Source organism: Pseudomonas wuhanensis, assembly GCF_030687395.1.
In the GTDB taxonomy this organism is placed as follows: Bacteria; Pseudomonadota; Gammaproteobacteria; order Pseudomonadales; family Pseudomonadaceae; genus Aquipseudomonas; species Aquipseudomonas wuhanensis.
Genome location: NZ_CP117430.1, coordinates 6471163 through 6490959, shown reverse-complemented (window position 1 = coordinate 6490959; position 19797 = coordinate 6471163). Strand labels below are relative to the sequence as shown.

At 58.1% G+C, this 19797-nt stretch carries 20 protein-coding genes; 7 read left to right on the top strand and 13 right to left on the bottom strand.

Annotated elements, in window-relative coordinates; all coding sequences use genetic code 11:
• Positions 1–6: 6 nt before the first annotated feature.
• Positions 7–600, bottom strand: coding sequence for a hypothetical protein (locus PSH88_RS29875; protein ID WP_305424324.1), 594 nt, complete (start codon positions 598–600; stop codon positions 7–9).
• Complete coding sequence (locus PSH88_RS29870; protein ID WP_305424323.1) at positions 566–1306, bottom strand: SURF1 family protein; 741 nt, start codon at positions 1304–1306, stop codon at positions 566–568. Before PSH88_RS29870 ends, PSH88_RS29875 begins: the two co-directional genes overlap by 35 nt.
• 70 nt (positions 1307–1376) lie before the next feature.
• On the opposite strand from PSH88_RS29870, the gene PSH88_RS29865 reads away from it, so the two are divergent.
• Complete coding sequence (locus PSH88_RS29865) at positions 1377–1580, top strand: twin transmembrane helix small protein (protein WP_030129650.1); 204 nt, start codon at positions 1377–1379, stop codon at positions 1578–1580.
• Positions 1581–1596: 16 nt separating this feature from the next.
• Here the strand turns inward: PSH88_RS29865 and PSH88_RS29860 are convergent, their stop codons facing one another.
• From PSH88_RS29860 to coxB, 4 genes are all read right to left on the bottom strand, one after another.
• Complete coding sequence (locus PSH88_RS29860; RefSeq protein WP_305424322.1) at positions 1597–2484, bottom strand: cytochrome c oxidase subunit 3; 888 nt, start codon at positions 2482–2484, stop codon at positions 1597–1599.
• Between the two features lie 33 nt (positions 2485–2517).
• Entirely contained in the window at positions 2518–3075 is a 558-nt protein-coding gene (locus PSH88_RS29855) for a cytochrome c oxidase assembly protein (RefSeq protein WP_305424321.1), read from the bottom strand.
• A 165-nt stretch (positions 3076–3240) separates the two neighbouring features.
• Positions 3241–4833: a cytochrome c oxidase subunit I gene (gene ctaD, locus PSH88_RS29850; protein WP_074872329.1), complete on the bottom strand. Its 1593-nt coding sequence runs from the start codon at positions 4831–4833 to the stop codon at positions 3241–3243.
• An 82-nt stretch (positions 4834–4915) separates the two neighbouring features.
• Positions 4916–6043, bottom strand: coding sequence for a cytochrome c oxidase subunit II (coxB, locus tag PSH88_RS29845; protein WP_305424320.1), 1128 nt, complete (start codon positions 6041–6043; stop codon positions 4916–4918).
• 371 nt (positions 6044–6414) lie between these two features.
• Here coxB and PSH88_RS29840 point away from each other — a divergent pair, with 371 nt between their 5' ends.
• Complete coding sequence (locus tag PSH88_RS29840; protein WP_305424319.1) at positions 6415–7065, top strand: hypothetical protein; 651 nt, start codon at positions 6415–6417, stop codon at positions 7063–7065.
• A 111-nt stretch (positions 7066–7176) separates the two neighbouring features.
• Here the strand turns inward: PSH88_RS29840 and PSH88_RS29835 are convergent, their stop codons facing one another.
• The 3 genes from PSH88_RS29835 to PSH88_RS29825 form a co-directional block, all read right to left on the bottom strand.
• Positions 7177–8703 carry a SulP family inorganic anion transporter gene (locus PSH88_RS29835; protein ID WP_305424318.1) on the bottom strand — a complete coding sequence of 509 codons (1527 nt, stop codon included), beginning with the start codon at positions 8701–8703 and terminating at the stop codon, positions 7177–7179.
• An 81-nt stretch (positions 8704–8784) separates the two neighbouring features.
• The gene (locus PSH88_RS29830) at positions 8785–9516 is read right to left on the bottom strand and encodes a carbonic anhydrase (RefSeq protein WP_305424317.1); all 732 of its coding nucleotides are present in this window, start codon (positions 9514–9516) and stop codon (positions 8785–8787) included.
• Positions 9517–9760: 244 nt separating this feature from the next.
• The gene (locus PSH88_RS29825) at positions 9761–10819 is read right to left on the bottom strand and encodes a PA0069 family radical SAM protein (RefSeq protein ID WP_305424316.1); all 1059 of its coding nucleotides are present in this window, start codon (positions 10817–10819) and stop codon (positions 9761–9763) included.
• 248 nt (positions 10820–11067) lie between these two features.
• Here PSH88_RS29825 and PSH88_RS29820 point away from each other — a divergent pair, with 248 nt between their 5' ends.
• Both PSH88_RS29820 and PSH88_RS29815 read left to right on the top strand, forming a co-directional pair.
• Positions 11068–11370, top strand: a complete 303-nt coding sequence (locus PSH88_RS29820; protein WP_305424315.1) for a hypothetical protein — start codon at positions 11068–11070, stop codon at positions 11368–11370.
• Positions 11371–11618: 248 nt separating this feature from the next.
• Positions 11619–12266, top strand: a complete 648-nt coding sequence (locus PSH88_RS29815; RefSeq protein WP_305424314.1) for a phosphatase domain-containing protein — start codon at positions 11619–11621, stop codon at positions 12264–12266.
• An 8-nt stretch (positions 12267–12274) separates the two neighbouring features.
• Here PSH88_RS29815 and PSH88_RS29810 read toward each other — a convergent pair whose 3' ends face one another.
• The 3 genes from PSH88_RS29810 to prlC form a co-directional block, all read right to left on the bottom strand.
• Complete coding sequence (locus tag PSH88_RS29810; protein ID WP_305424313.1) at positions 12275–14308, bottom strand: M3 family metallopeptidase; 2034 nt, start codon at positions 14306–14308, stop codon at positions 12275–12277.
• Positions 14309–14421: 113 nt separating this feature from the next.
• The gene (locus PSH88_RS29805) at positions 14422–14709 is read right to left on the bottom strand and encodes a YheV family putative zinc ribbon protein (RefSeq protein ID WP_305424312.1); all 288 of its coding nucleotides are present in this window, start codon (positions 14707–14709) and stop codon (positions 14422–14424) included.
• The gene (gene prlC, locus PSH88_RS29800; protein WP_305424311.1) at positions 14706–16796 is read right to left on the bottom strand and encodes an oligopeptidase A; all 2091 of its coding nucleotides are present in this window, start codon (positions 16794–16796) and stop codon (positions 14706–14708) included. Before prlC ends, PSH88_RS29805 begins: the two co-directional genes overlap by 4 nt.
• Before the next feature lie 62 nt (positions 16797–16858).
• Between prlC and PSH88_RS29795 the strand changes: the two genes are divergently transcribed.
• Positions 16859–17404: a gamma carbonic anhydrase family protein gene (locus tag PSH88_RS29795; protein ID WP_007940736.1), complete on the top strand. Its 546-nt coding sequence runs from the start codon at positions 16859–16861 to the stop codon at positions 17402–17404.
• A gap of 47 nt (positions 17405–17451) precedes the next feature.
• Positions 17452–18102, top strand: a complete 651-nt coding sequence (locus PSH88_RS29790; RefSeq protein WP_305424310.1) for an HAD family hydrolase — start codon at positions 17452–17454, stop codon at positions 18100–18102.
• A gap of 110 nt (positions 18103–18212) precedes the next feature.
• Here PSH88_RS29790 and PSH88_RS29785 read toward each other — a convergent pair whose 3' ends face one another.
• Complete coding sequence (locus PSH88_RS29785) at positions 18213–19304, bottom strand: aminopeptidase (protein ID WP_305424309.1); 1092 nt, start codon at positions 19302–19304, stop codon at positions 18213–18215.
• Positions 19305–19362: 58 nt separating this feature from the next.
• Here PSH88_RS29785 and PSH88_RS29780 point away from each other — a divergent pair, with 58 nt between their 5' ends.
• Complete coding sequence (locus PSH88_RS29780; RefSeq protein ID WP_305424308.1) at positions 19363–19779, top strand: PA0061/PA0062 family lipoprotein; 417 nt, start codon at positions 19363–19365, stop codon at positions 19777–19779.
• The last annotated feature ends 18 nt before the right edge of the window (positions 19780–19797 follow it).

Sequence of the window (19797 nt, the reverse complement as noted above, 5' to 3'; positions counted from 1 at the left end):
ATGCCCTTATCCGATGTTCGACAGTTTCAGCAAATGGCGCAGGTCGTTGAGCAGGTCCTTGCCCTTCACCGTCGGGTCGTAGCGCAGCACCAGGTTGCCGTGAGGGTCGATGATCCACAGGTGCGGGGTGTCATTGCTCTGAGCGCCTTTGATGTAGGTCGGCGGGTCCAGTGAATAACGTTGCAGCTGCGGGTACTCTCGTTGAAGTTTAGTCTCGTAATCGCTGTTCAGCGGCTGCGCGATGGCCAGCGCATGGCTGGCGCGGGAGGCATCGCGACCAAGGCCGATCTGGATCTGGCGCGCCAGATAAACCAGCTGCTGGCAGTCCACCGAACAGTCCTTGGGCGCCGTCACCAGCAACTGCCAGCGGTCTTCTTGCGCCGGTACGCCGATGTCGGCGCGGGTCTGGCCGTTGCCGATCAGTTCGCCGTGATAACTACGGCCTTCCGGTACCCAGAACTGCAATTTGTACATGCCGGTGGCGAGGATCATCGGACCGATCACTCCCAACAGGATCAGCAACAACTGCAAGCGCCCGCGCCGCCGATTTACCGGCGTTTTCGCCTCAGACATGTCGGGTGGATTCATGGCCGTTCCCATTATTTTTCTCCTTTGCGTTGTGCCAGCCGAGATAGAGGTAAAGGCCGAGCAGGGCTATCGACAGGGCGAACCACTGCACGGCATAAGCCACGTGTTTTTCCGGCCCCATGGCCACTACCGGCCAATCGGCCTGGTAGGTCGCGGGACCGCTTTGCGCGCGTAATTCGTAGGCGAAACCGTCACGGTCAAGCGCCGCCCAGAGCCTGGCCGGTTCAATGGCGGTGACCAGTTGTGGCCAGGTCGTGGCGTCTGGGTCGGCGTGCAACTGGAACGTTGCGCCGGGGGAGACATAGACCCAGGCGTCGAGGCTCAATGCCTGAGTCGGTGTGGTGAATGACGGCGGTGTACGCCGATCCGGCCACGGCAACCAGCCGCGATTGACCAGCAACCAGAGCCCGGTCGCCCGGTCCTGAAACGGTTGCAGCAGTTCGACCCCGACCTTGCCGTCGCGCTGACGGTTGTCCAGTAGCAGGCTGTGTTCGGCATCGAACTGGCCGTGCAGGCGAACCCGGCGGAAGGCCGGATCTTCGGTGTGTTGCAGTTCGGTACTGGCCATCGGTTCGGCCGCCCGGCGTTCGGCATAGCTTTGCAGCAGTGCGCTTTTCTCCGCGCCCCGGCTCAACTGCCAGAACCCGAGTGACACCAGCAAGGGTAGCAGCACCGCGACCACCAGAGTCGGCACGAGGCCCGGCCGGAAGCGTTTCATGGCGTCGCCAGAAAGTCGGTAATCGCGATAGCTATACTCAAATGCATCGCCTGTCCCCCGGAGTGTCACCATGCTCAAAGCAGCCATCGTCCTGATGCTGATTGCCACGGTTGTCAGCCTGTTCAGCGGCCTGTTTTTTCTGGTCAAGGACGACAGCCACTCGAATCGCCTGGTCATCGCCTTGAGTGTTCGTGTTGCGCTGGCCGCCACCACTGTCGGCTTGATCGCCTGGGGTTTTTTCAGCGGCCAGTTGGTGTCTCACGTGCCTTGGTAGTCATGCGAACCAAGGCTCAGAGCACGTAGACGAAAACGAACAGACCGATCCACACCACGTCCACGAAGTGCCAGTACCAGCTCGCCGCCTCGAAGCCGAATTGATGGTCGGCATCGAAGTGCCCGCGCATGACCCGCATCAGCATCACGAACAGAATGATGGTGCCCATGGTCACGTGGGCGCCGTGGAAACCGGTGAGCATGAAGAACGTTGCACCGTAGATGCCGGAGCCCAGAGTCAGGCCCAGCTCGTTGTAGGCGTGCAGGTATTCTTCGGCCTGGAAACCGAGGAACGCGCAACCGAGCAACACGGTCAGTGCCAGCCAGATTTTCAGTGCGCCGCGATGGCCTTTTTTCAAGGCGTGGTGAGCAATGGTCACGGTGACACTGGAACTCACCAGCAACACGGTATTGAGCAGCGGCAGGCCCCAGGGGCTGATGACTTCCTTGGGGGGAGGAAAGAGTTTCGGGTCCGGGTTGTTCAGCAGCGGCCAGGTGAATTCAAACGTTGGCCACAGCATGTGAGCGAGGCCTTTGGTGCCTTCACCGCCCAGTGCCGGGCCGGCAATGTTGCGCACATAAAACAGCGCGCCGAAAAAGGCGATGAAGAACATCACCTCGGAGAAAATGAACCAGCTCATGCCCCAGCGGAACGAGCGGTCCATCTGTGCGCTGTACAACCCTTGGCGACTTTCCTTGATCACCGTACCGAACCAGCCGAACAGCATGTAGGCCAGCAGCAGGCTGCCGACGAAAAAGATCAGCGGGCCATGAGATTCCGGCCGCGCAGCCTTCAGGTCATTGAACCAGGTGCCCAGGCCGAACACCGTGACGAACATGCCGACCGTGGCGATAATCGGCCATTTGCTCTGGGCTGGAACGTAATAATGTTCGTGAGTTGCCATTTATTGTTCTCCTTATCGGGCACGCTTTAACGCCTAGCCGCCGGTGCTTGCTGCAACAGCCACGGGCGGATGACGTGCGGTGATATCGAACAGCGTGTAGGACAGCGTCAGGTGCTTCACATCCTTGGGCATGTCGCGGTCAACAATGAACCGTACCGGCATCTCGATTCGTTGACCGGGCTGCAGCACTTGCTGGGTAAAGCAGAAGCATTCGGTCTTGTGGAAGTACGCCGCGGCTGCGCTGGGCGCGATACTCGGAACCGCCTGGGCGCTCATCGGGCGATCGGTCGGGTTGTGGGCGATAAAAATCATCTCGTTCACCGCCCCCGGGTGAGCGGTCAGCTCATCACTCTTGGGATAGAAATCCCAGGTCATGTTGGCCGCGTTGGTCGACAGAAACTGCACGCGAACCTGCCGCGAAGCGTCGACCGTTTGCTCGCCTTCATACTGCCCGGAGGTTTTGCCGTTGATGCCGAACGCCTGGCACATCACGTCGTAGATCGGCACCAGGGCAAAGCCGAAAACAAACATCGCCACCACCACCAGCAACAGGCGGGTGACCAGTTTCTTCATCGAAATCGAATCAGCCATGATTTCTAACCTTTACGCATGACCCGGTAGGAGCAGGCCTTTGTGGCGAGGGAGCTTGCTCCCGCTGGGTCGCGAAGCGGCCCCAAAAGTTTTGCGTCTGCTTCGCAGCCGAGCGGGAGCAAGCTCCCTCGCCACAAAAGCTCGCCCCCACAGAGGCAAGGCTGTTCATTTCACTTCCGGCGGCGTGGTGAAGGTGTGATACGGCGCTGGCGACGGAATGCTCCATTCCAGGCCTTCGGCGCCATCCCACGGCTTGGCCGGTGCCGGCTCGCCGCCACGAATGGTCTTGATCACGATGAACAGGAAGAAGATCTGCGTGGCACCAAACATGAACGCGCCAATCGACGACACCATGTTGAAGTCGGCGAATTGCAGGTTGTAGTCCGGAATCCGCCGCGGCATGCCCGCCAGGCCCACGAAGTGCATCGGGAAGAACGCCAGGTTCATGCCGATGAATGACAGCCAGAAATGCAGCTTGCCGAGGGTTTCGTCGTACATGTGGCCGGTCCATTTCGGCAGCCAGTAGTAGGCCGAGGCGAAGATCCCGAAAATCGCCCCCGGCACCAGCACGTAGTGGAAGTGCGCGACCACGAAGTAGGTGTCCTGGTACTGGAAGTCCGCCGGGGCGATGGCCAGCATCAACCCGGAGAACCCGCCGATGGAGAACAGGATGACGAATGCCACGGCGAACAGCATCGGCGTCTCGAAGGTCAGCGAGCCTTGCCACATGGTGCTGGCCCAGTTGAACACCTTGACTCCGGTGGGCACCGCGATCAGCAGCGTGGCGTACATGAAGAACAACTCGCCCACCAGCGGAATGCCGACCACGAACATGTGGTGCGCCCAGACGATGAACGACAGGAACGCAATACTCGCCGTGGCGTAGACCATCGAGGTGTAGCCGAACAATGGCTTGCGCGAAAAGGCCGGAATGATCGAGCTGACGGCACCGAACGCCGGCAGGATCATGATGTACACCTCGGGGTGACCGAAGAACCAGAACACATGCTGGAACAACACCGGGTCTCCGCCACCGGCGGCACTGAAGAAACTGGTGCCGAAGTGGATGTCCATCAGCATCATGGTCACGCAACCGGCCAGCACTGGCATCACCGCGATCAGCAGGAACGCGGTGATCAGCCAGGTCCAGACGAACAGTGGCATTTTCATCAACGTCATGCCGGGGGCGCGCAGGTTGAGGATGGTCGCGATCACGTTGATCGCCCCCATGATCGAACTGATCCCCATCAAGTGGATGGCGAAGATGAAGAACGTCACGCTTTCCGGCGCGTAGGTCGTCGACAGCGGTGCATAGAAGGTCCAGCCGAAGTTCGGCCCGCCACCGGGGGTGAACAGGGTCGATACCAGCAGGATGAACGCCGCTGGCAGCAGCCAGAAGCTGAAGTTGTTCATCCGCGGCAAGGCCATGTCCGGCGCGCCGATCATCAACGGGATCATCCAGTTGGCGAGGCCGACGAAGGCCGGCATCACTGCACCGAACACCATCACCAGGCCGTGCATGGTGGTCATCTGGTTGAAGAATTCCGGCTGGACGATTTGCAGTCCCGGCTGGAACAGCTCGGCACGAATCACCATGGCGAACGAGCCGCCCAACAGGAACATGGAGAACGCAAACCACAGGTACAGCGTGCCGATATCCTTGTGGTTGGTGGTCAGCACCCAACGCATCAGGCCTTTGGCGGGGCCGTGGGCGTGGGCGGTGCCGGTATGAACATGGTCATCGACGACAGCAGTCATGTCCTGTCTCCTGCAAACGGATGGGCTGGGCGGGCCGGGGCGTCATGCCCCGAGCGGTTCCTTACGTGCGCAATTAACCAGGTCATTTGCTTTCCGCCTGTTTCAGCTCCAGCACTTCTTTAGGGGTGACCATGTCGCCTTTGTTGTTGCCCCAGGCGTTACGTTCGTAGGTCACGACCGCTGCGATATCGACTTCCGAGAGCTGCTTGCCGAACGCCGCCATGGAGGTGCCGGGCTTGCCGTGGAAGACGATGTTCAGGTGATCCTTGATCGGCCCGGTGGCGATTTTCGAGCCCTTGAGTGCCGGGAACATCGGCGGCAGGCCCTGGCCTTCGGCCTGGTGACAGGCCACGCAGGTGGTGTGATAGACCTTGTCGCCGCGCTCCTTGAGCTCGTCGAGGGTCCATTCCTTGCTGGTCAGCTCTTTGAGCTGCGCGGCTTCCGCCTTGCGCTCGCCCAGCCAGGCTTCGTAGTCGGCCTTTTCCTTGACCTCGACCACAATCGGCATGAAGCCGTGGTCCTTGCCGCACAACTCGGCGCACTGGCCACGGTAGATACCGGGCTTTTCGACACGGGTCCAGGACTCATTGACGAAGCCCGGAATCGCATCGCGCTTGACCGCGAAGGCCGGCACCCACCAGGAGTGGATGACGTCGGCGGAGGTCACCAGAAAGCGCACCTTGGCACCGATCGGCAGCACCAACGGCTTGTCGACCTCCAAGAGGTAATGCTCGCCCTTGGTTTCCTTGTTGTGGATCTGATCGGCGGGGGTGGTCAGGTTGCTGAAAAATTCGACGTCCTGACCCAGGTATTTGTAATGCCACTTCCACTGATAGCCGGTGACCTGGATATCGATATCCGGCTCAGTGTTGTCGTACATCTGGATCAGGGTGGCGGTTGCAGGGACCGCCATGGCCACCAGAATAAGCAGGGGCACGATGGTCCAGAGAATTTCGACAGTGGTGCTTTCATGAAATTTTGCGGCCACCTGCCCGGTAGAGCGGCGGTGGACCATCATCGACCAGAACATGGCGCCGAAGACGATGATGCCGATCACTACACAGATCCAGAAAATGGTCATGTGCAGATCGAATACTGCGTGACTGATTTCAGTCGCTCCAGGCGCCATATTCACAGTCCAGGCCGCTTGCGCCTGACTGAAAATCGACCACAACAGGAGGCCCATCCAGACTTGTGGATGTCGCATCATTGCGGGTTCCCCTTATAGTTCTTTTTATCCCGCCGGCTTTCACCTGCGGCAAGGGAGCGGCTTTTTCAGACTACGAACTTGAATCGCCGAGCCTTGCTGCATATGCAGTCGGGCGTCATCAGCTAACTCCATTCAGAACCGAGTATAGACAGCGACTGCCACCACGCAACGCGATGGCGTAAATCAACCGAAACAGGTTGGACTTGCGTTCCAGGTCACGAATGGAGAAGGATGCAGACGAGTGGTGGCAAATCGATATAACGTAGGCGTCTCAAGGATGAAATAATTATGACAAATGCGTCTTAGCCTTTTTCGTAAGCCAGCTAAGTTATGTCTTCCCTATTTCATTGCCTTTGTTTCCTGGAGTTTTCATGAACACCGCCGCATTGCGCGAGCAGATCCAAAAAGCCCAACAACATGAGGCCCAGACCGGCCTGTTGACTCGTCAGCTGGAAACCCAACTGCCGCACCTTCACTCCGCCATCCAATTGCCGGATGTCGATGCCAATGGCGTGATGACGCGTTTTGTGGCCGCGTATATAGAACAAGTGCCGGACCTGCTGGATGCAGCCAATGAAGTCGCCAGGGAAGCGGGCATCGAATCACAGATCAAGCCGGTGTTGAAAATCGCCGAGCAGTTCTTCCTCCAGCCGCCGGCGATCATGGCCGGTCATGTTGGTCTGGACGGCCTGCTGGACGAAGCTTATCTGGCGCATCGATTGGTCGAAGAGGTCAACGACCTGTACATCAAGCATTTTGGCCAGCCACTGATCCCCTTGGACATGACTGTTGCCAACCTGATTGCCCACCAATTGATTGGCGAGGAATTTGCCAACCAACTGGATGAGGCGGTGCATCACGCTGTGGACGAGATGCTTAACGATGAAAGTTTCGCGCTGGAGTCCGTAGAGGCCTACCGCGAGAAACTCAACAGCCCGGACACCGGCGCCGCGTGGAAGCGCTGGCCGTGCCTGTCGCGCCAATTGGGCGTGGAGTTGGAGCTGGATCAACCAGCCGCGTAAATCCAAGCAACCCCTGTAGGGCGAGGCTTGCCCGCGAAGGCTGCCTGACATTCAACATTGATGTCGACTGACACGCCGCCTTCGCGGGCAAGCCTCGCTCCTACAAGTGGTTTAAGCGGCTGAGCCTACTCCAGTCGTGGTACGCAACCGTCCTTCAAGCCTGCGCTTCAACCCCCGTGCTTCGATTAACAGCTTCGAGCCCTTCGCCGCATTGGCCCGGCCCCATTCCTCCAGCAACTCCAGACACGAGTGATCGATGTAGCTCAGGTTATTGAGCGGTACATGCACCGTTGCACCTGCCGGAATACTCCCCAGTACTTTGGTCAGCGCCGGTACCTTGAGGAAAGTCGCCGCTCCCACCAGTCGCAGCTCCATTTCACCGTCCGCCGGAAGATCGATCAGGCTGATTTTCAGGCGCGAAGCCTTCCAGGCCAGTTTGGCCAGTGTCAGGCCAAAGCCGATCAGCACGCCGGTCAGCAGGTCGGTGAAGATGATTGCCAGTGCGGTCGCCGCATAGGTGAACATCGGCATCCGGCCATAACGGCCCAGACCGCGAAAGGCCTTGAGGTCTACCAGTTTGAAACCGGTGTAAACCAGAACCCCTGCCAGACTCGCCACCGGAATGCTTTGCAGCACGCTCGACAGCAGCAGCACGAAAGCCAGCAACCACAGACCATGAAACACCGTTGACAGTCGGGTGGTGGCGCCGGCCTGGACGTTGGCCGAACTGCGCACGATGACCCCGGTCATCGGCAGCGCACCGAGCAGACCACACAGCATGTTACCCACACCTTGCGCCGATAATTCGCGGTCGAAGTCCGAGCGCTGGCCGCTGTGCATGCGGTCCACTGCGGCGGCCGAGAGCAGGGTTTCGGCGCTGGCGATAAAGGCCACGGCGAAAGCGGCGATCAGCAGAGTCGGGTCTGCCAGGTTGAGCAGGTCCGCCGGGCGCAGCCAATCGATGGCTTCCGCCAGGTTGGCCGGGACTTCCACTCGTTTGACCTGCAATGCGAGCACCAGGCTGGCGACCGTTGCCAAGCCGACCCCAAGCAATGCTCCAGGAACGAAACGCAGGGAATGCGGGCGCAGTTTTTCCCACAGCCACATCACGGCAATGGTCGACAGCCCAAGCAAACCTGCTTGCCAGCCAAACGACGGCAAAGCCTGAATCACGGCAGCGGGGAAGGCTGCCAGATTATCCAGCCCAGACGGCTTGGGCACGGCATCAAGCATCACATGCACCTGTGACAGCACGATCAGCACCCCAATCCCGGCGAGCATGCCGTACACCACCGCTGGCGCGGTGACCCGAAACCAGCAACCCAGTTTCAGGCGCCCGGCCACCAATTGCAGAAAACCCGCCAGCAGCAGGATCGGCCCGAGCATGGCGATACCATGCTGGCGCACCAGTTCGAACACCAATACCGCCAGACCCGCTGCCGGGCCGCTGACTTGCAGCGGCGATCCGGCAAGCCAGCCGACCACCAGACCACCGATGATGCCGGTGATCAGACCTTTGGCCGGTGGCAGCCCCGAGGCGATGGCGATGCCCATGCACAAGGGCAGGGCGACAAGAAACACAACCACCGAAGCCAGCAGCTCCCGTGGCAGAACAGCTTTTAATTGAGTAGCACGCATGGTGACTCTCCCGAAGTTTTCTTCAGGCATGGCAAAGCCAGGCTGCTGGATCAGCAGCCACGACTAAACCATACGGAGGATTTAGAAGCGCGCTTTGGGCGTCGCCACCGGAATCGGATGGCTGCCATCGAGCGGCAGGAAACAACCCTGATCCGCGTCGTAAGCTTTGATTTCGCTGGTTTCGATGTTGTAGACCCAACCATGGATAAACAGCTGACCATTGGCCATGCGCGAGGCCACCGACGGGTGTGTGCGCAAGTGCTGCAACTGAGCGATTACATTCTCCTCGGTGAGGATATGCATGCTCTCGTTTTCGTTAGTGCAGTGACAGTTGTCTTGAACCATGGTTTTCGCCACTTCTGCATGACGCAGCCAGGCCTTTACCGTCGGCATCTTTTCCAGGCTCTGCGGGTTGAGCACTGCGCGCATGGCGCCACAGTCAGAGTGCCCGCAGATAATGATGTGCTGCACGCCGAGAGCCAGTACCGCGTATTCGATGGCCGTGGAAACACCGCCGTTCATTTGCCCATAGGGCGGCACGACGTTGCCGACGTTGCGGGTCACGAACAAGTCGCCGGGGGCGCTTTGGGTAATCAGTTCGGGAACGATGCGTGAGTCGGCACACGCGATGAACATCGCCCGAGGCCGCTGGGCCGTGGCGAGTTTTTTGAAGAGTTCTTCCTGCTGCGGAAAGATCTCGTGATGAAAATGCAAAAAGCCGTCAACGATATGCTGCAGCGCTGCATCGGCGGTTTCCGCCTCGGGTTGGGCTGGAGCCGACGCAGCCAACGGCTGTTTATCCTTGTCACTCATGATTCATCCTCTTTGGCGGAGTCAGGGAATTTTCCCGTTTTGTCCGGTGTGAAGCCAGTGGCTGTTTAAAAAACATCCAGGTCGAAGAGCCAGACCCGTCAGTCACTCGATGAACAAGGTAGCCGTTGAAACTTAACTCAAACTGAATAAAACGCTCTAGAACGAGTGTTCCAGGTCACAGAAAACGTGACCAGCCTAAACGCGACGTATCGTTTTCACTACTCAACCATAGGGCCAATTGTCTTTAAATCAACGACATTTGGCGCCCCGGCGGACAAAAGGCTTCGCAATCCAGATTGAAACCTTCCCGATTATTGAGCCCCAGACGCTTGATGGTTTTGGCGAAGCGTTGCGCCAACAGGTCGGCAAACGGCCCTTCACCGCGCATTCTGGCACCGAACCGGCTGTCGTAGAGCTCACCACCACGGCTTTGGCGGATCAGGCTCAACACATGAGCTGCACGCTGAGGATAGTGGACGGCCAGCCACTCTTCGAACAGCGGCGCCACTTCCAACGGCAGGCGCAACATCATGTAGGCCGCGCTGTGTGCACCGGCCGCGTGGGCCTCGGTCAGCAGGCTTTCGAGTTCGCTGTCGTTGATCATGGGAATCATCGGTGAGCACAAAACGCCCACTGGAATCCCGGCTTCGCGCATCACCCGGATCGCGCGCAGCCGCGCCTTGGGTGCCGCGGCGCGCGGTTCGAGGATGCGCTTGAGTTCATCATCCAGCGTGGTCAGGCTGATCATCACCGCCACCAGCCTTTGCTCGGCGAGTTCGGCCAGCAGGTCCAGATCGCGAAGAATCAGCGAGCCCTTGGTGATGATGGTCACCGGATGGCGGTAACGCAGCAGCACTTCGAGAGTCTTGCGGGTGATTCTGTGTTCACGTTCGATCGGCTGATAAGGGTCGGTGTTGGAGCCCAGGTTGATCGGCGCGCATTGATAGCCGCGCTTGGACAGTTGTTCTTCCAGCACATCGGCGGCGTTGGTCTTGGCGATCAGTTTGGTTTCGAAATCCAGCCCCGGTGACAGGTCCCAATAGGCGTGGCTGGGCCGTGCGTAGCAATAGATGCAGCCATGCTCGCAGCCGCGATAGGGGTTGATCGAACGATCGAAGGGCAGGTCCGGCGAGTTGTTGCGGGTGATGATGGTTTTTGCCGTCTCAATGCGCACCTCGGTGCCTTGGGTGATCGGCGCTTCCTGATACCAGCCGTCATCCTCGGCCACCGAACGGCTTGGCGCGAAACGGTTGTGCGGGTTGGTAGCGGTGCCGCGGCCGCGGGGGGGCAATGGCGTATTCATGGGGAGGCCCTGATTGCTGTATGGGCATACAGTACCCCTGTGGCATAAAGTCGGATAGTGCCATTCGGCGCCTTTCAATTTTCGGGAGAGGCCACCCTCATTAACAGGTTATATAAAACCTGATAGTAATTTGATTATGTCGGCAACTAAGAGATACATATCCAGTGTGGCTTTAACATCAAAGGTGTCGGTATTATTTCAGCCGCTGTACACATCATATAAATGGATATTCATTAAGGGATTAAACAATGTCGTCTTTTAATCAACGTGGTATTTTTCTACAAAAACTTGGTCCAACTCCGGTCGATCCGGATGAGGTGTTGGTCTCCATGCAGTTTGCTCTGAAAGACTCAGGCTGGGACGATGTAAATGCGGTGCCAAAAGAAACGCTACTCGACTCCACTATCATCGTTGCAGCTTCGTACGATGGCGGTAAATCCTTCGATATACGCAATTCCAAAGATATCGATGGGGATGGTGATGTTGACGCCGATGACAAGGCCAAGTTATTGGCACTCGCCAAGGCATACGTCAGTATCGTCAGTCCTTGATACCTGGTACGGATAACTTTGCGCTGTTATTCATATAAGCCAATAAGTAAGCCCTGTGTGAATAAAATCTACACAGGGCTTTTTATTTTAATCTTGATTTGTTGTTTTGGATGCTTGTTTGTGCAGGGTGGCTGGTTATCGGGATAGTTCGATTCACGATTCTTTGACGGGCGTCTCACAGACCTTTGACCGCTCTGGGTCGAAGCTGGGTGCTATCCATCCACCCCTTCAATCACGGTCGCCTGAGCATGCCCCTACTGCGCTTTTTACCTGCGACGCTCTTTTTATCGTTGGCCACACTTTTCAACCTGACGCTGGCCTGCGCTGACGATACTTCTTTACCCCGTCCCGCAGACTGGGCTCAGCCGGTGGAGGTTCAGTACAACCTCTATCAGATGTCCCCGACCCTCTATCGCAGTTCATTGCCGGACAGCGGAGTAGTGCCGTTACTGGAAAGACTCAACGTCGCGACCGTCATCAATTTCCTGCCTGACCCGGACTCAACCTGGTTGCCCGCGACCGGAATCACCCAGATACAACTGCCCTACCGCACCAATCATGTGGATGACAGTGATGTGCTCAAAGTCCTTCGCACAATTCAGACCGCCGAGGCCAAAGGTCCTGTGCTTATGCACTGCAAACACGGTTCTGATCGCACCGGCCTGATGGCTGCGATGTACCGAGTGGTCGTGCAGGGTTGGAGCAAGGAGGAGGCCTTGAATGAAATGACCCAAGGCGGCTTTGGTGACAGCACGCATTTCAAGGACGGTGTGCGTTACATGATGCAGGCCGATGTCGACAAACTTCGTATGGCGCTGGCCAATGGTGATTGCAGCACGAGCCCATTCGCCAGTTGCTCGATGAAGAATTGGCTCAAGTCGGCCCACATTGAATAACCGTTACCTCAGCTACCTATGGCTGCCGGGAAAAGATCCTCGGCAAGCGGCCGCTCCAGAAACGTTTCTAGAGATGACAATAGAGAGCGCGAATCCCCAGGTGAAAAAACAGCTTCACGAAAAGCTTTACCTGTTCGAACGTTGAAAATCCAATCCCGCTCAAAACGTTTGAAGGCTTCGGTAGCGAGCGTATCTGACCAGGTGTAGGCGTAAACCGACGCACCGTAACCGGTCACCATATAATCGAAACTGTTTGCGAGTCGGCTGTAGGAGGACAGTTTCAGATGAGGGATTTCCTGCTGTACGTCTTCGAATACTTGTCGAACGCTACGACCATCACCTTGGGAGCGGTGCAATTGGAAATCAAACAAGCCAGCCATCAGCAAACGGGCTGTCTGCCAGCTGCTATGGGTTTGAATCGATATCAGTGCCTTATCGATTTGGTCTGCGGTCAAGCCTTCCCCCGTCTGATAGTGGGCCGCCAGCCACAGTAGAAACGTTCGTGAAAAGCACCAGCGTTCGAACAATTGTCCGGCAAACTCCGACGTGTCGCGACCCAGCTGGGAGATGCCTGAGAGGGTGTAATGCGGTGAACGAGTCAGAATATGGTGCAGGCAGTGACCAAATTCATGGAAAAGCACCCGCAGATCCAGATGAGTCAGCAAACAAGGCTGATCAGCCAAAACTTCAGTGAAGTTGGTATGAATAACGGCAATTGGCAGGGTCAATCGACCTTCGGCGTCCATTCGCCGGTTGCGTGGTGTTGCGGTCCACGGAAAGTCAGGGGCCTCCTTGCGATGGAACGGGTCAAGGTAAATGTACCCGATCACTTGCTCATGCTCGCTGACTTCAAACAGACGAACGTTGTCATGCCAGCGACTGAACGCTGTCTGCTCAACGATCCGGACCCCGAACATGCGCTCGCTGAACAGGCAGATTCGGCGCAGGATTCCATCCAGCGGGAAATAATCGCGCAGGCTTTCCAGGGGAGTATCGAGGGATTGCTGGCGCAGCTTTTCGGCGAGAAACTCATGATCCCAAGGCTGTACCTCAGCGATGCCCTGGCCCACCGCGAAAGCCTTGAGCGCTTGCGCATCCTCTTCGAAACTCGGTGTTTTCAGCGCCACTTGTCGACGCAGGAAATCGCTGACCTGTTCGGTTGATTCCGCCATCCGGTTCGCCAGGCTCAGTTGGGCAAAGTTCTCATACCCTAGCAGCAGGGCTTTGCGATGACGCTGAGCCAATAACAATTCCAATACCGGACCATTATCGAATTGCCCGGCGTGCGGGCCCTGATCGGAGGATCGAGTGCTGAAGGCAACGAAGTACTCTTCACGCAGGGGGCGATCTTCGGCATAGGCCATGACTTGGTTGTAGGTGTCCTGATCCAGGGTTATCAGCCAGCCCTCATGCCCTGCCTGCCGTGCATTGAGTGCCAGACGATCTTTGGTCGCCAGAGGTAGCCCCCTGAGTTGGGCGACGTCGTTGATGCGCTTGCTCCAGGCTGCGCTGGCATCTTCCAGGTGCGTTAAAAACAGGCGTTCGAGCGCGGCGATGTCACGATTCAGGCGAGTAAGTTGCTGCTGTTGATCAAGGGGCAGATCGATTCCCGAGTAACGGAACCTGCGCAGAATCTTTTTCAGCACCGCTTTGCGAGACTCATCGTAGTTCGCGGCGGCCGGACTTTGCGCAAGACGCTGATAAGCCTGGAACAGCGCCTGATTGCTCAACCTTTCGGTTTTGTACTGCGCGACTGCATCGTGACATGTACCGCTGGCGATTTCCCAGGCGTCGCCATCGTGTTTCACAATGGAGAGGGTTTCGATGATGCCCATGGCTTCGTCCAGGCGTGCATCGGTTTCATCGACCGCCAGCATCAGGTCGTCCCAGGTCGGAAGTGCCGATTGACTGGCAATGATGTCGGAAATGGCCTGACGGTTGTCGCTGATGATTTTTTCGATGGCCGGCACCAGATGCTCGGCGCGAACGGCCGAATAGGGCGGCAGGTCCCAGCGCTGCAGGAGTGGATTGATATCGGGCATGGCGTCTTCCTTGTATGGAGGCTGAATGTGGTCAGCCTAAAAAGGAAGCGCAGGACAAAGGTGGTAGATAGATACCACCTTCCACTCCATTGGAAGTGGAAGGTGGTGTTCAGTCAGTGCTGTTCGTCAGGCTTTTTCTTCAACTTCGGGTTCGGGAAAAACTGCACAGCCTGAACCTTGGCGTCCGGCACCTTGAGTGCCGAGGTATTGACCCGCGTGCCCAATTCCTTGGGCACCGACAGACCTTGTTCATTCAGCGTGTCGGAATAACCGCAGGCCACGCACTCGCGATGCGGAACTGAGTCTTCGCTCCACATCATCAACTTATCCGGCTCGCTGCAAGCCGGACAGACCGCCCCGGCGATAAAGCGTTTCTTGGTAATCACAGGTCCCTCACTCATGCTGCCGCATCCTCACTCAGGCCGCTATGGCGCAAGAGTGCGTCAATCGATGGCGCACGGCCACGGAAGTCGACGAACAGCACCATTGGCTCTTGGGAGCCGCCTCGCGCCAGGATTGCTTCACGGAATGCACGACCGGTCTCGGCATTGAGCACACCCTCTTCTTCGAATTTCGAGAAGGCATCGGCCGACAATACTTCAGCCCACTTATAGCTGTAGTAACCCGCCGCATAACCGCCGGCAAAGATGTGAGCGAAGCTGTTGGGGAAACGGTTGTAGGCCGGCGGACGCATGACCGAGACCTCGTCGCGCACGCCTTCGAGCACTTGCAGCACGCTACGACCGTCACCGTGGGTGGCATGCAATTCGAAGTCGAACAGCGAGAACTCCAGCTGGCGGACCATCATCAGGCCGGACTGGAAGTTCTTCGCCGCGAGCATTTTCTCCAGCAGATCCTGAGGTAGCGGTTCGCCGGTTTCGTAGTGACCGGAAATCAGTGCCAGACCTTCCGGCTCCCAGCACCAGTTTTCCATGAACTGGCTTGGCAGCTCGACCGCATCCCAAGCCACGCCATTGATGCCGGACACGCCGGCATGCTCGACGCGGGTCAGCAGGTGATGCAGGCCATGACCGAATTCGTGGAACAGGGTGGTCACTTCGTCGTGGGTCAGCAGGGCCGGCTTACCACTGTCGGCCGGGGTGAAGTTGCACACCAGATTCGCCACCGGACTTTGCAGCACGCCACTGATCGTACGGCGATGATCGCGGGCGCCGTCCATCCAGGCACCGCCGCGCTTGTTGGCGCGGGCATACAGGTCGAAGTAGAAGCGACCGACGTGCTGGCCGTTTTCCTTGATTTCGAACAGGCGGACGTCCGGATGCCAGGTATCGAAGCCTTTCAGCTCGGCGATCTCGATGCCGTACAGGCGCTGGACGATGCTGAACAGGCCACCCAAAACCTTGTCGATCGGGAAGTAAGCGCGAAGGGTTTCCTGGGCGACGCTATAACGCTGTTCGCGAAGTTTTTCACCGTAGAAACCGCTGTCCCAGCTTTGCAGGTCCGGGCAACCCTGTTCGGCGGCGTAGGCCTTGAGTTGCTCCAGATCCCGGACGGCGAACGGCTTGCTGCGCTTGGCCAGATCGCGCAGGAAGCTGAGTACCTGATCGCTGGACTCGGCCATTTTGGTCGCCAGGCTCAGCTCTGAGAAGCTGGTGAAGCCCAACAGTTTTGCCAGTTCCTGACGCAGGTCGAGGATTTCTTCCATGACCGGGCCGTTATCGTTCTGACCGGCATTCGGGCCCTGATCCGACGCACGGGTGCAATAGGCGGCGTAGACTTCTTCGCGCAGGGCGCGGTCTTGGGCATAGGTCATTACCGCGTAGTAACTCGGGAACTCCAGGGTGATCAGCCAGCCGTCCAGGTCTTTGGCTTGCGCGGCGGCGGCCATCTGCGCCTTGGCCGAATCGGTCAGGCCGGCGAGGGCCGCTTCGTCAGTGATGTGCTTGGTCCAGGCCTGGGTGGCGTCGAGCAACTGGTTGGAGAAGCGGCTGCCCAGCTCCGACAGTTTGCTCTGCACGTCGGCATAACGTTTTTGTTCGGCTTCAGGCAGGTCGATACCCGACAGACGGAAGTCACGCAGGGCGTGTTCCAGGATGGTTTTCTGCGCCACATCGAAACCGGCGGCCTCAGGGCTGTTGGTCAGCGCTTCATAGGCCTGAAACAGTTCACGGTTCTGGCCCAGTTCGGTGGCGTAGGCGCTCAAGGCTGGCAGGCAAGCCTCGTAGGCTTCGCGCAACTCGGCGCTGTTGCACACGGCATTGAGGTGGCTGACCGGGCTCCAGGCGGCGCCCAGACGATCGTTGAGTTCGTCCATCGCCAGCACCAAGCCGGCCCAGGTCGGTTGTTTGGCCTGGGTCTTGAGGATTTCGACAATGGCGGCGCGGTTGTCAGCCAGGATCTTTTCAATGGCCGGTTGCACGTGTTCGGCACGGATCGCCGAGAACGGCGGCAGGTCGTAGGACTGCAGAAGAGGGTTGTTCACGCTCACGGTTGGCACCTTGGCTGGAAAACATGCGGGAAGAAACATGCGCCCATCTTAATTACAATCGACGCTCACCGCAGCTATCGGCAACAGAGAGAAACCCTATCGTGACCCTTCGCAAGTATCAGAATTACACGCCGCTGCTGGGCAAAGGCGCTTTTGTCGACGGCTCGGCAGTGGTGATCGGCGACGTCGAAATCGGCGAAGACAGCTCCGTCTGGCCGCTGACGGTGATCCGCGGCGACATGCATCGCATCCGGATCGGTGCGCGCACCAGCGTGCAGGACGGCTGCGTGTTGCACATCACCCATGCAGGGCCATTCAACCCCGATGGCTTTCCGTTACTGATCGGCGACGATGTGACCATCGCGCATAAAGTCATGCTTCATGGTTGCGCCGTGGGCAACCGGATTCTGATCGGCATGGGCAGCATCGTCATGGACGGTGCGGTGGTCGAGGACGATGTGATCATCGGTGCTGGCAGCCTGGTGCCACCGGGCAAGCGCCTGGAAAGCGGTTTCCTTTATGTCGGGAGCCCGGTGAAACAGATCCGGCCGCTGACGGACAAGGAAAAAGCCTTTTTCACCTACAGCGCGGCGAATTACGTGAAGCTCAAGGATCTGCATCTGGCCGAAGGCTACGACCAGCTCTAAGCCTTCTTTGAATACGGTAAGCGTCTCGCTATTGCCCAGGAATTTTCATGCATTACCAAACCGTACTGTTCGACCTTGATGGCACGCTGACTGACCCGCGCGAAGGCATCACCCGTTCCATCCAGTTCGCCCTGAGTAAACTGGGGATCGATGAACCGGACCTGACCAGGCTCGAGCACTTCATCGGCCCGCCGTTGTTGCAGGCTTTCATGCAGTTCTATGACTTCGACGAGCCCAAGGCCTGGGAAGCGGTGAACTTCTATCGCGAGCGCTTCAAGGTCACCGGTCTGTATGAAAACCGCGTGTTCGACGGCGTCATGCCGCTGCTGGAAACCCTTGGTGGGCAAGGGCGACAGCTGTACATCGCGACTTCCAAGCCGTGGGTTTTCGCCCGGGAAATCGCCCGTCACTTTGACTTCGCCAAGCATTTCAAAGTGATTTACGGCAGCGAGCTGGATGGCACGCGGACCAACAAGGTCGAGCTGATTGCGCACTTGATGAGCGAAGAAGGCCTGGACCCGGCCAATACCCTGATGATTGGCGACCGTAAACACGATCTGATCGGCGCTCGCAGCAATGGACTGGACGCCGCGGCGGTGGGTTATGGGTTTGGCAGCCGGGAAGAGTTGAGCGCCGAAGCTCCGGCGTATCATTTCGAGACGCTGGATGAGTTGCATCAGGCATTTTTGCAGCGCTGATCAAAACCCTTCGCGGGCAAGCCCGCTCCCACAGGGATTTGTGTCTGGCCAAAGGACATTGGCTTACACCGACCTAATGTGGGAGCGAGCTTGCCCGCGAAGAGGCCCGTTCAGCCACCGGGGCTCTTTGATCCCGCCAACACCTTCAACGCCGCCTTACGCTCCCCAACCGGCAATGCGCCCAGCCTCTCCACCGCCGCATAAAACCTTACCCAATCCCCATCGACCTGTTTGAACAACGCTGCAAATGCCGGCACCCACTGGTCATACAAACCAAACGGCAACAGTCGAGCATTGTTCATCGGGGTGTTGATCCAGGCATCGTAGCGTTTGTTCCCAGCCCATTGGCTGTCGCGCAACGTCCGGTATTCACGGCGCAATTGTTCGAACTCCGCCGCTTTCCGCTCGCGCATTTGCTCGGCAGCCAGCGGCAGGGCGTAAAGCTGTTCCAGTCTCTTGCGGGTGTCCAGAACCAATTGGATGAACTGGTCGCGTTGCTGCACCAACGCTCCGTTATCCGGTGGCATGCCGCGGAATGTGCGCCATTGGCGAGTGCCTTCCTGCTCGACGAAGGTGGCAAAGGATTCGTTGAACTCAGTGTCGTCTTTCACATAAAAACGTTGATGGGCGAGTTCGTGGAAAATCAGCGTAGCCAACCGTTCGTCGCCCCAACCCATCATCGAGCTCATGATCGGATCGTTGAACCAACCGAGCGTCGAATAGGCCTCGACGCCGCCAATCGATACGTCCATACCTTGCAATCGTTGCAACGCAGCCTCACCGCGGGCAGCGCTCTGGCTGTAATACCCGCGATAGGCGACGCAGCCAGCGATGGGGAAGCAATGGTTCTGCGGCTTCAGCGAAAACTCCGGGGTGGCAAAGACGTTCCAGACTACAAATGGCCGGCCGATGTCGGCGTACAGGCGGTAGCTCTGGTTGTCCGGCAGGTGCAGGCGTTGGCTGGCGAATGTACGGGCCTTTTGTGATTGGGCCAGATGCGCGCGCAATTGCTGATCGCGGCCGGGATCGGCAATCACACTGGAAACCGGCTCCCGTGCCCGCAGCAAGTGCAGCTGACCACTGGCCAATTGGCCGTAATAGCTGATGCTGGTGCAGCCGTTAAATAACAAAAGAAACATCCCCGGAAACAAAATGCGTAAAACGCGATCAAGTAACCCAAGGCTTGGACGCGGCCTGATCAAAATGAATCATCCCTGGAAAGTCTGCCCGCAAGACTATCCCGCCTATTGGAGCTCCGCTATGCGCAAGTTGATGCTGACGGGAGGCCTGCTGATGCTGGCCGGTTGTGCTGGACTGCCCACCCCTGATCCTTCACAGGCATGGATCGATCTGGATACACGGCAGGAAGACACCGCGCTGCAAGCGGTGGAAGTCGATGACAAGGCTTCCATTGACAAGCGCTACTTCGAAGTGCAGCCCGGCAGCCATGAGCTGACGGTTCGCTACTTGTTCGCAGTCCAGCCGACCAACATTGGCCCCAACGCCGAGCCGCTGTGGCGCGACTGCCAGTTGAATGTGAAATTCAAGGACTTCAACGCCGGTCAGCGGTATCAGCTGCAAGCAGGGAATATCGGCTTTCGGCCGTGGGCGAAGCTCTACGATCAACAGCGAAAAGTGATAGGCCAGGGCACACCGGCAGGCTGCCAACGTACCTGATCGACGCTATGCTGAATT

Coding starts and splice junctions, on each gene's coding strand:
- PSH88_RS29875 (WP_305424324.1), bottom strand. CDS start 600: ATGGGAACGGCCATGAATCCACCCGACATGTCTGAGGCGAAAACGCCG.
- PSH88_RS29870 (WP_305424323.1), bottom strand. CDS start 1,306: ATGAAACGCTTCCGGCCGGGCCTCGTGCCGACTCTGGTGGTCGCGGTG.
- PSH88_RS29865 (WP_030129650.1), top strand. CDS start 1,377: ATGCTCAAAGCAGCCATCGTCCTGATGCTGATTGCCACGGTTGTCAGC.
- PSH88_RS29860 (WP_305424322.1), bottom strand. CDS start 2,484: ATGGCAACTCACGAACATTATTACGTTCCAGCCCAGAGCAAATGGCCG.
- PSH88_RS29855 (WP_305424321.1), bottom strand. CDS start 3,075: ATGGCTGATTCGATTTCGATGAAGAAACTGGTCACCCGCCTGTTGCTG.
- ctaD (WP_074872329.1), bottom strand. CDS start 4,833: ATGACTGCTGTCGTCGATGACCATGTTCATACCGGCACCGCCCACGCC.
- coxB (WP_305424320.1), bottom strand. CDS start 6,043: ATGATGCGACATCCACAAGTCTGGATGGGCCTCCTGTTGTGGTCGATT.
- PSH88_RS29840 (WP_305424319.1), top strand. CDS start 6,415: ATGAACACCGCCGCATTGCGCGAGCAGATCCAAAAAGCCCAACAACAT.
- PSH88_RS29835 (WP_305424318.1), bottom strand. CDS start 8,703: ATGCGTGCTACTCAATTAAAAGCTGTTCTGCCACGGGAGCTGCTGGCT.
- PSH88_RS29830 (WP_305424317.1), bottom strand. CDS start 9,516: ATGAGTGACAAGGATAAACAGCCGTTGGCTGCGTCGGCTCCAGCCCAA.
- PSH88_RS29825 (WP_305424316.1), bottom strand. CDS start 10,819: ATGAATACGCCATTGCCCCCCCGCGGCCGCGGCACCGCTACCAACCCG.
- PSH88_RS29820 (WP_305424315.1), top strand. CDS start 11,068: ATGTCGTCTTTTAATCAACGTGGTATTTTTCTACAAAAACTTGGTCCA.
- PSH88_RS29815 (WP_305424314.1), top strand. CDS start 11,619: ATGCCCCTACTGCGCTTTTTACCTGCGACGCTCTTTTTATCGTTGGCC.
- PSH88_RS29810 (WP_305424313.1), bottom strand. CDS start 14,308: ATGCCCGATATCAATCCACTCCTGCAGCGCTGGGACCTGCCGCCCTAT.
- PSH88_RS29805 (WP_305424312.1), bottom strand. CDS start 14,709: ATGAGTGAGGGACCTGTGATTACCAAGAAACGCTTTATCGCCGGGGCG.
- prlC (WP_305424311.1), bottom strand. CDS start 16,796: ATGTTTCTTCCCGCATGTTTTCCAGCCAAGGTGCCAACCGTGAGCGTG.
- PSH88_RS29790 (WP_305424310.1), top strand. CDS start 17,452: ATGCATTACCAAACCGTACTGTTCGACCTTGATGGCACGCTGACTGAC.
- PSH88_RS29780 (WP_305424308.1), top strand. CDS start 19,363: ATGCGCAAGTTGATGCTGACGGGAGGCCTGCTGATGCTGGCCGGTTGT.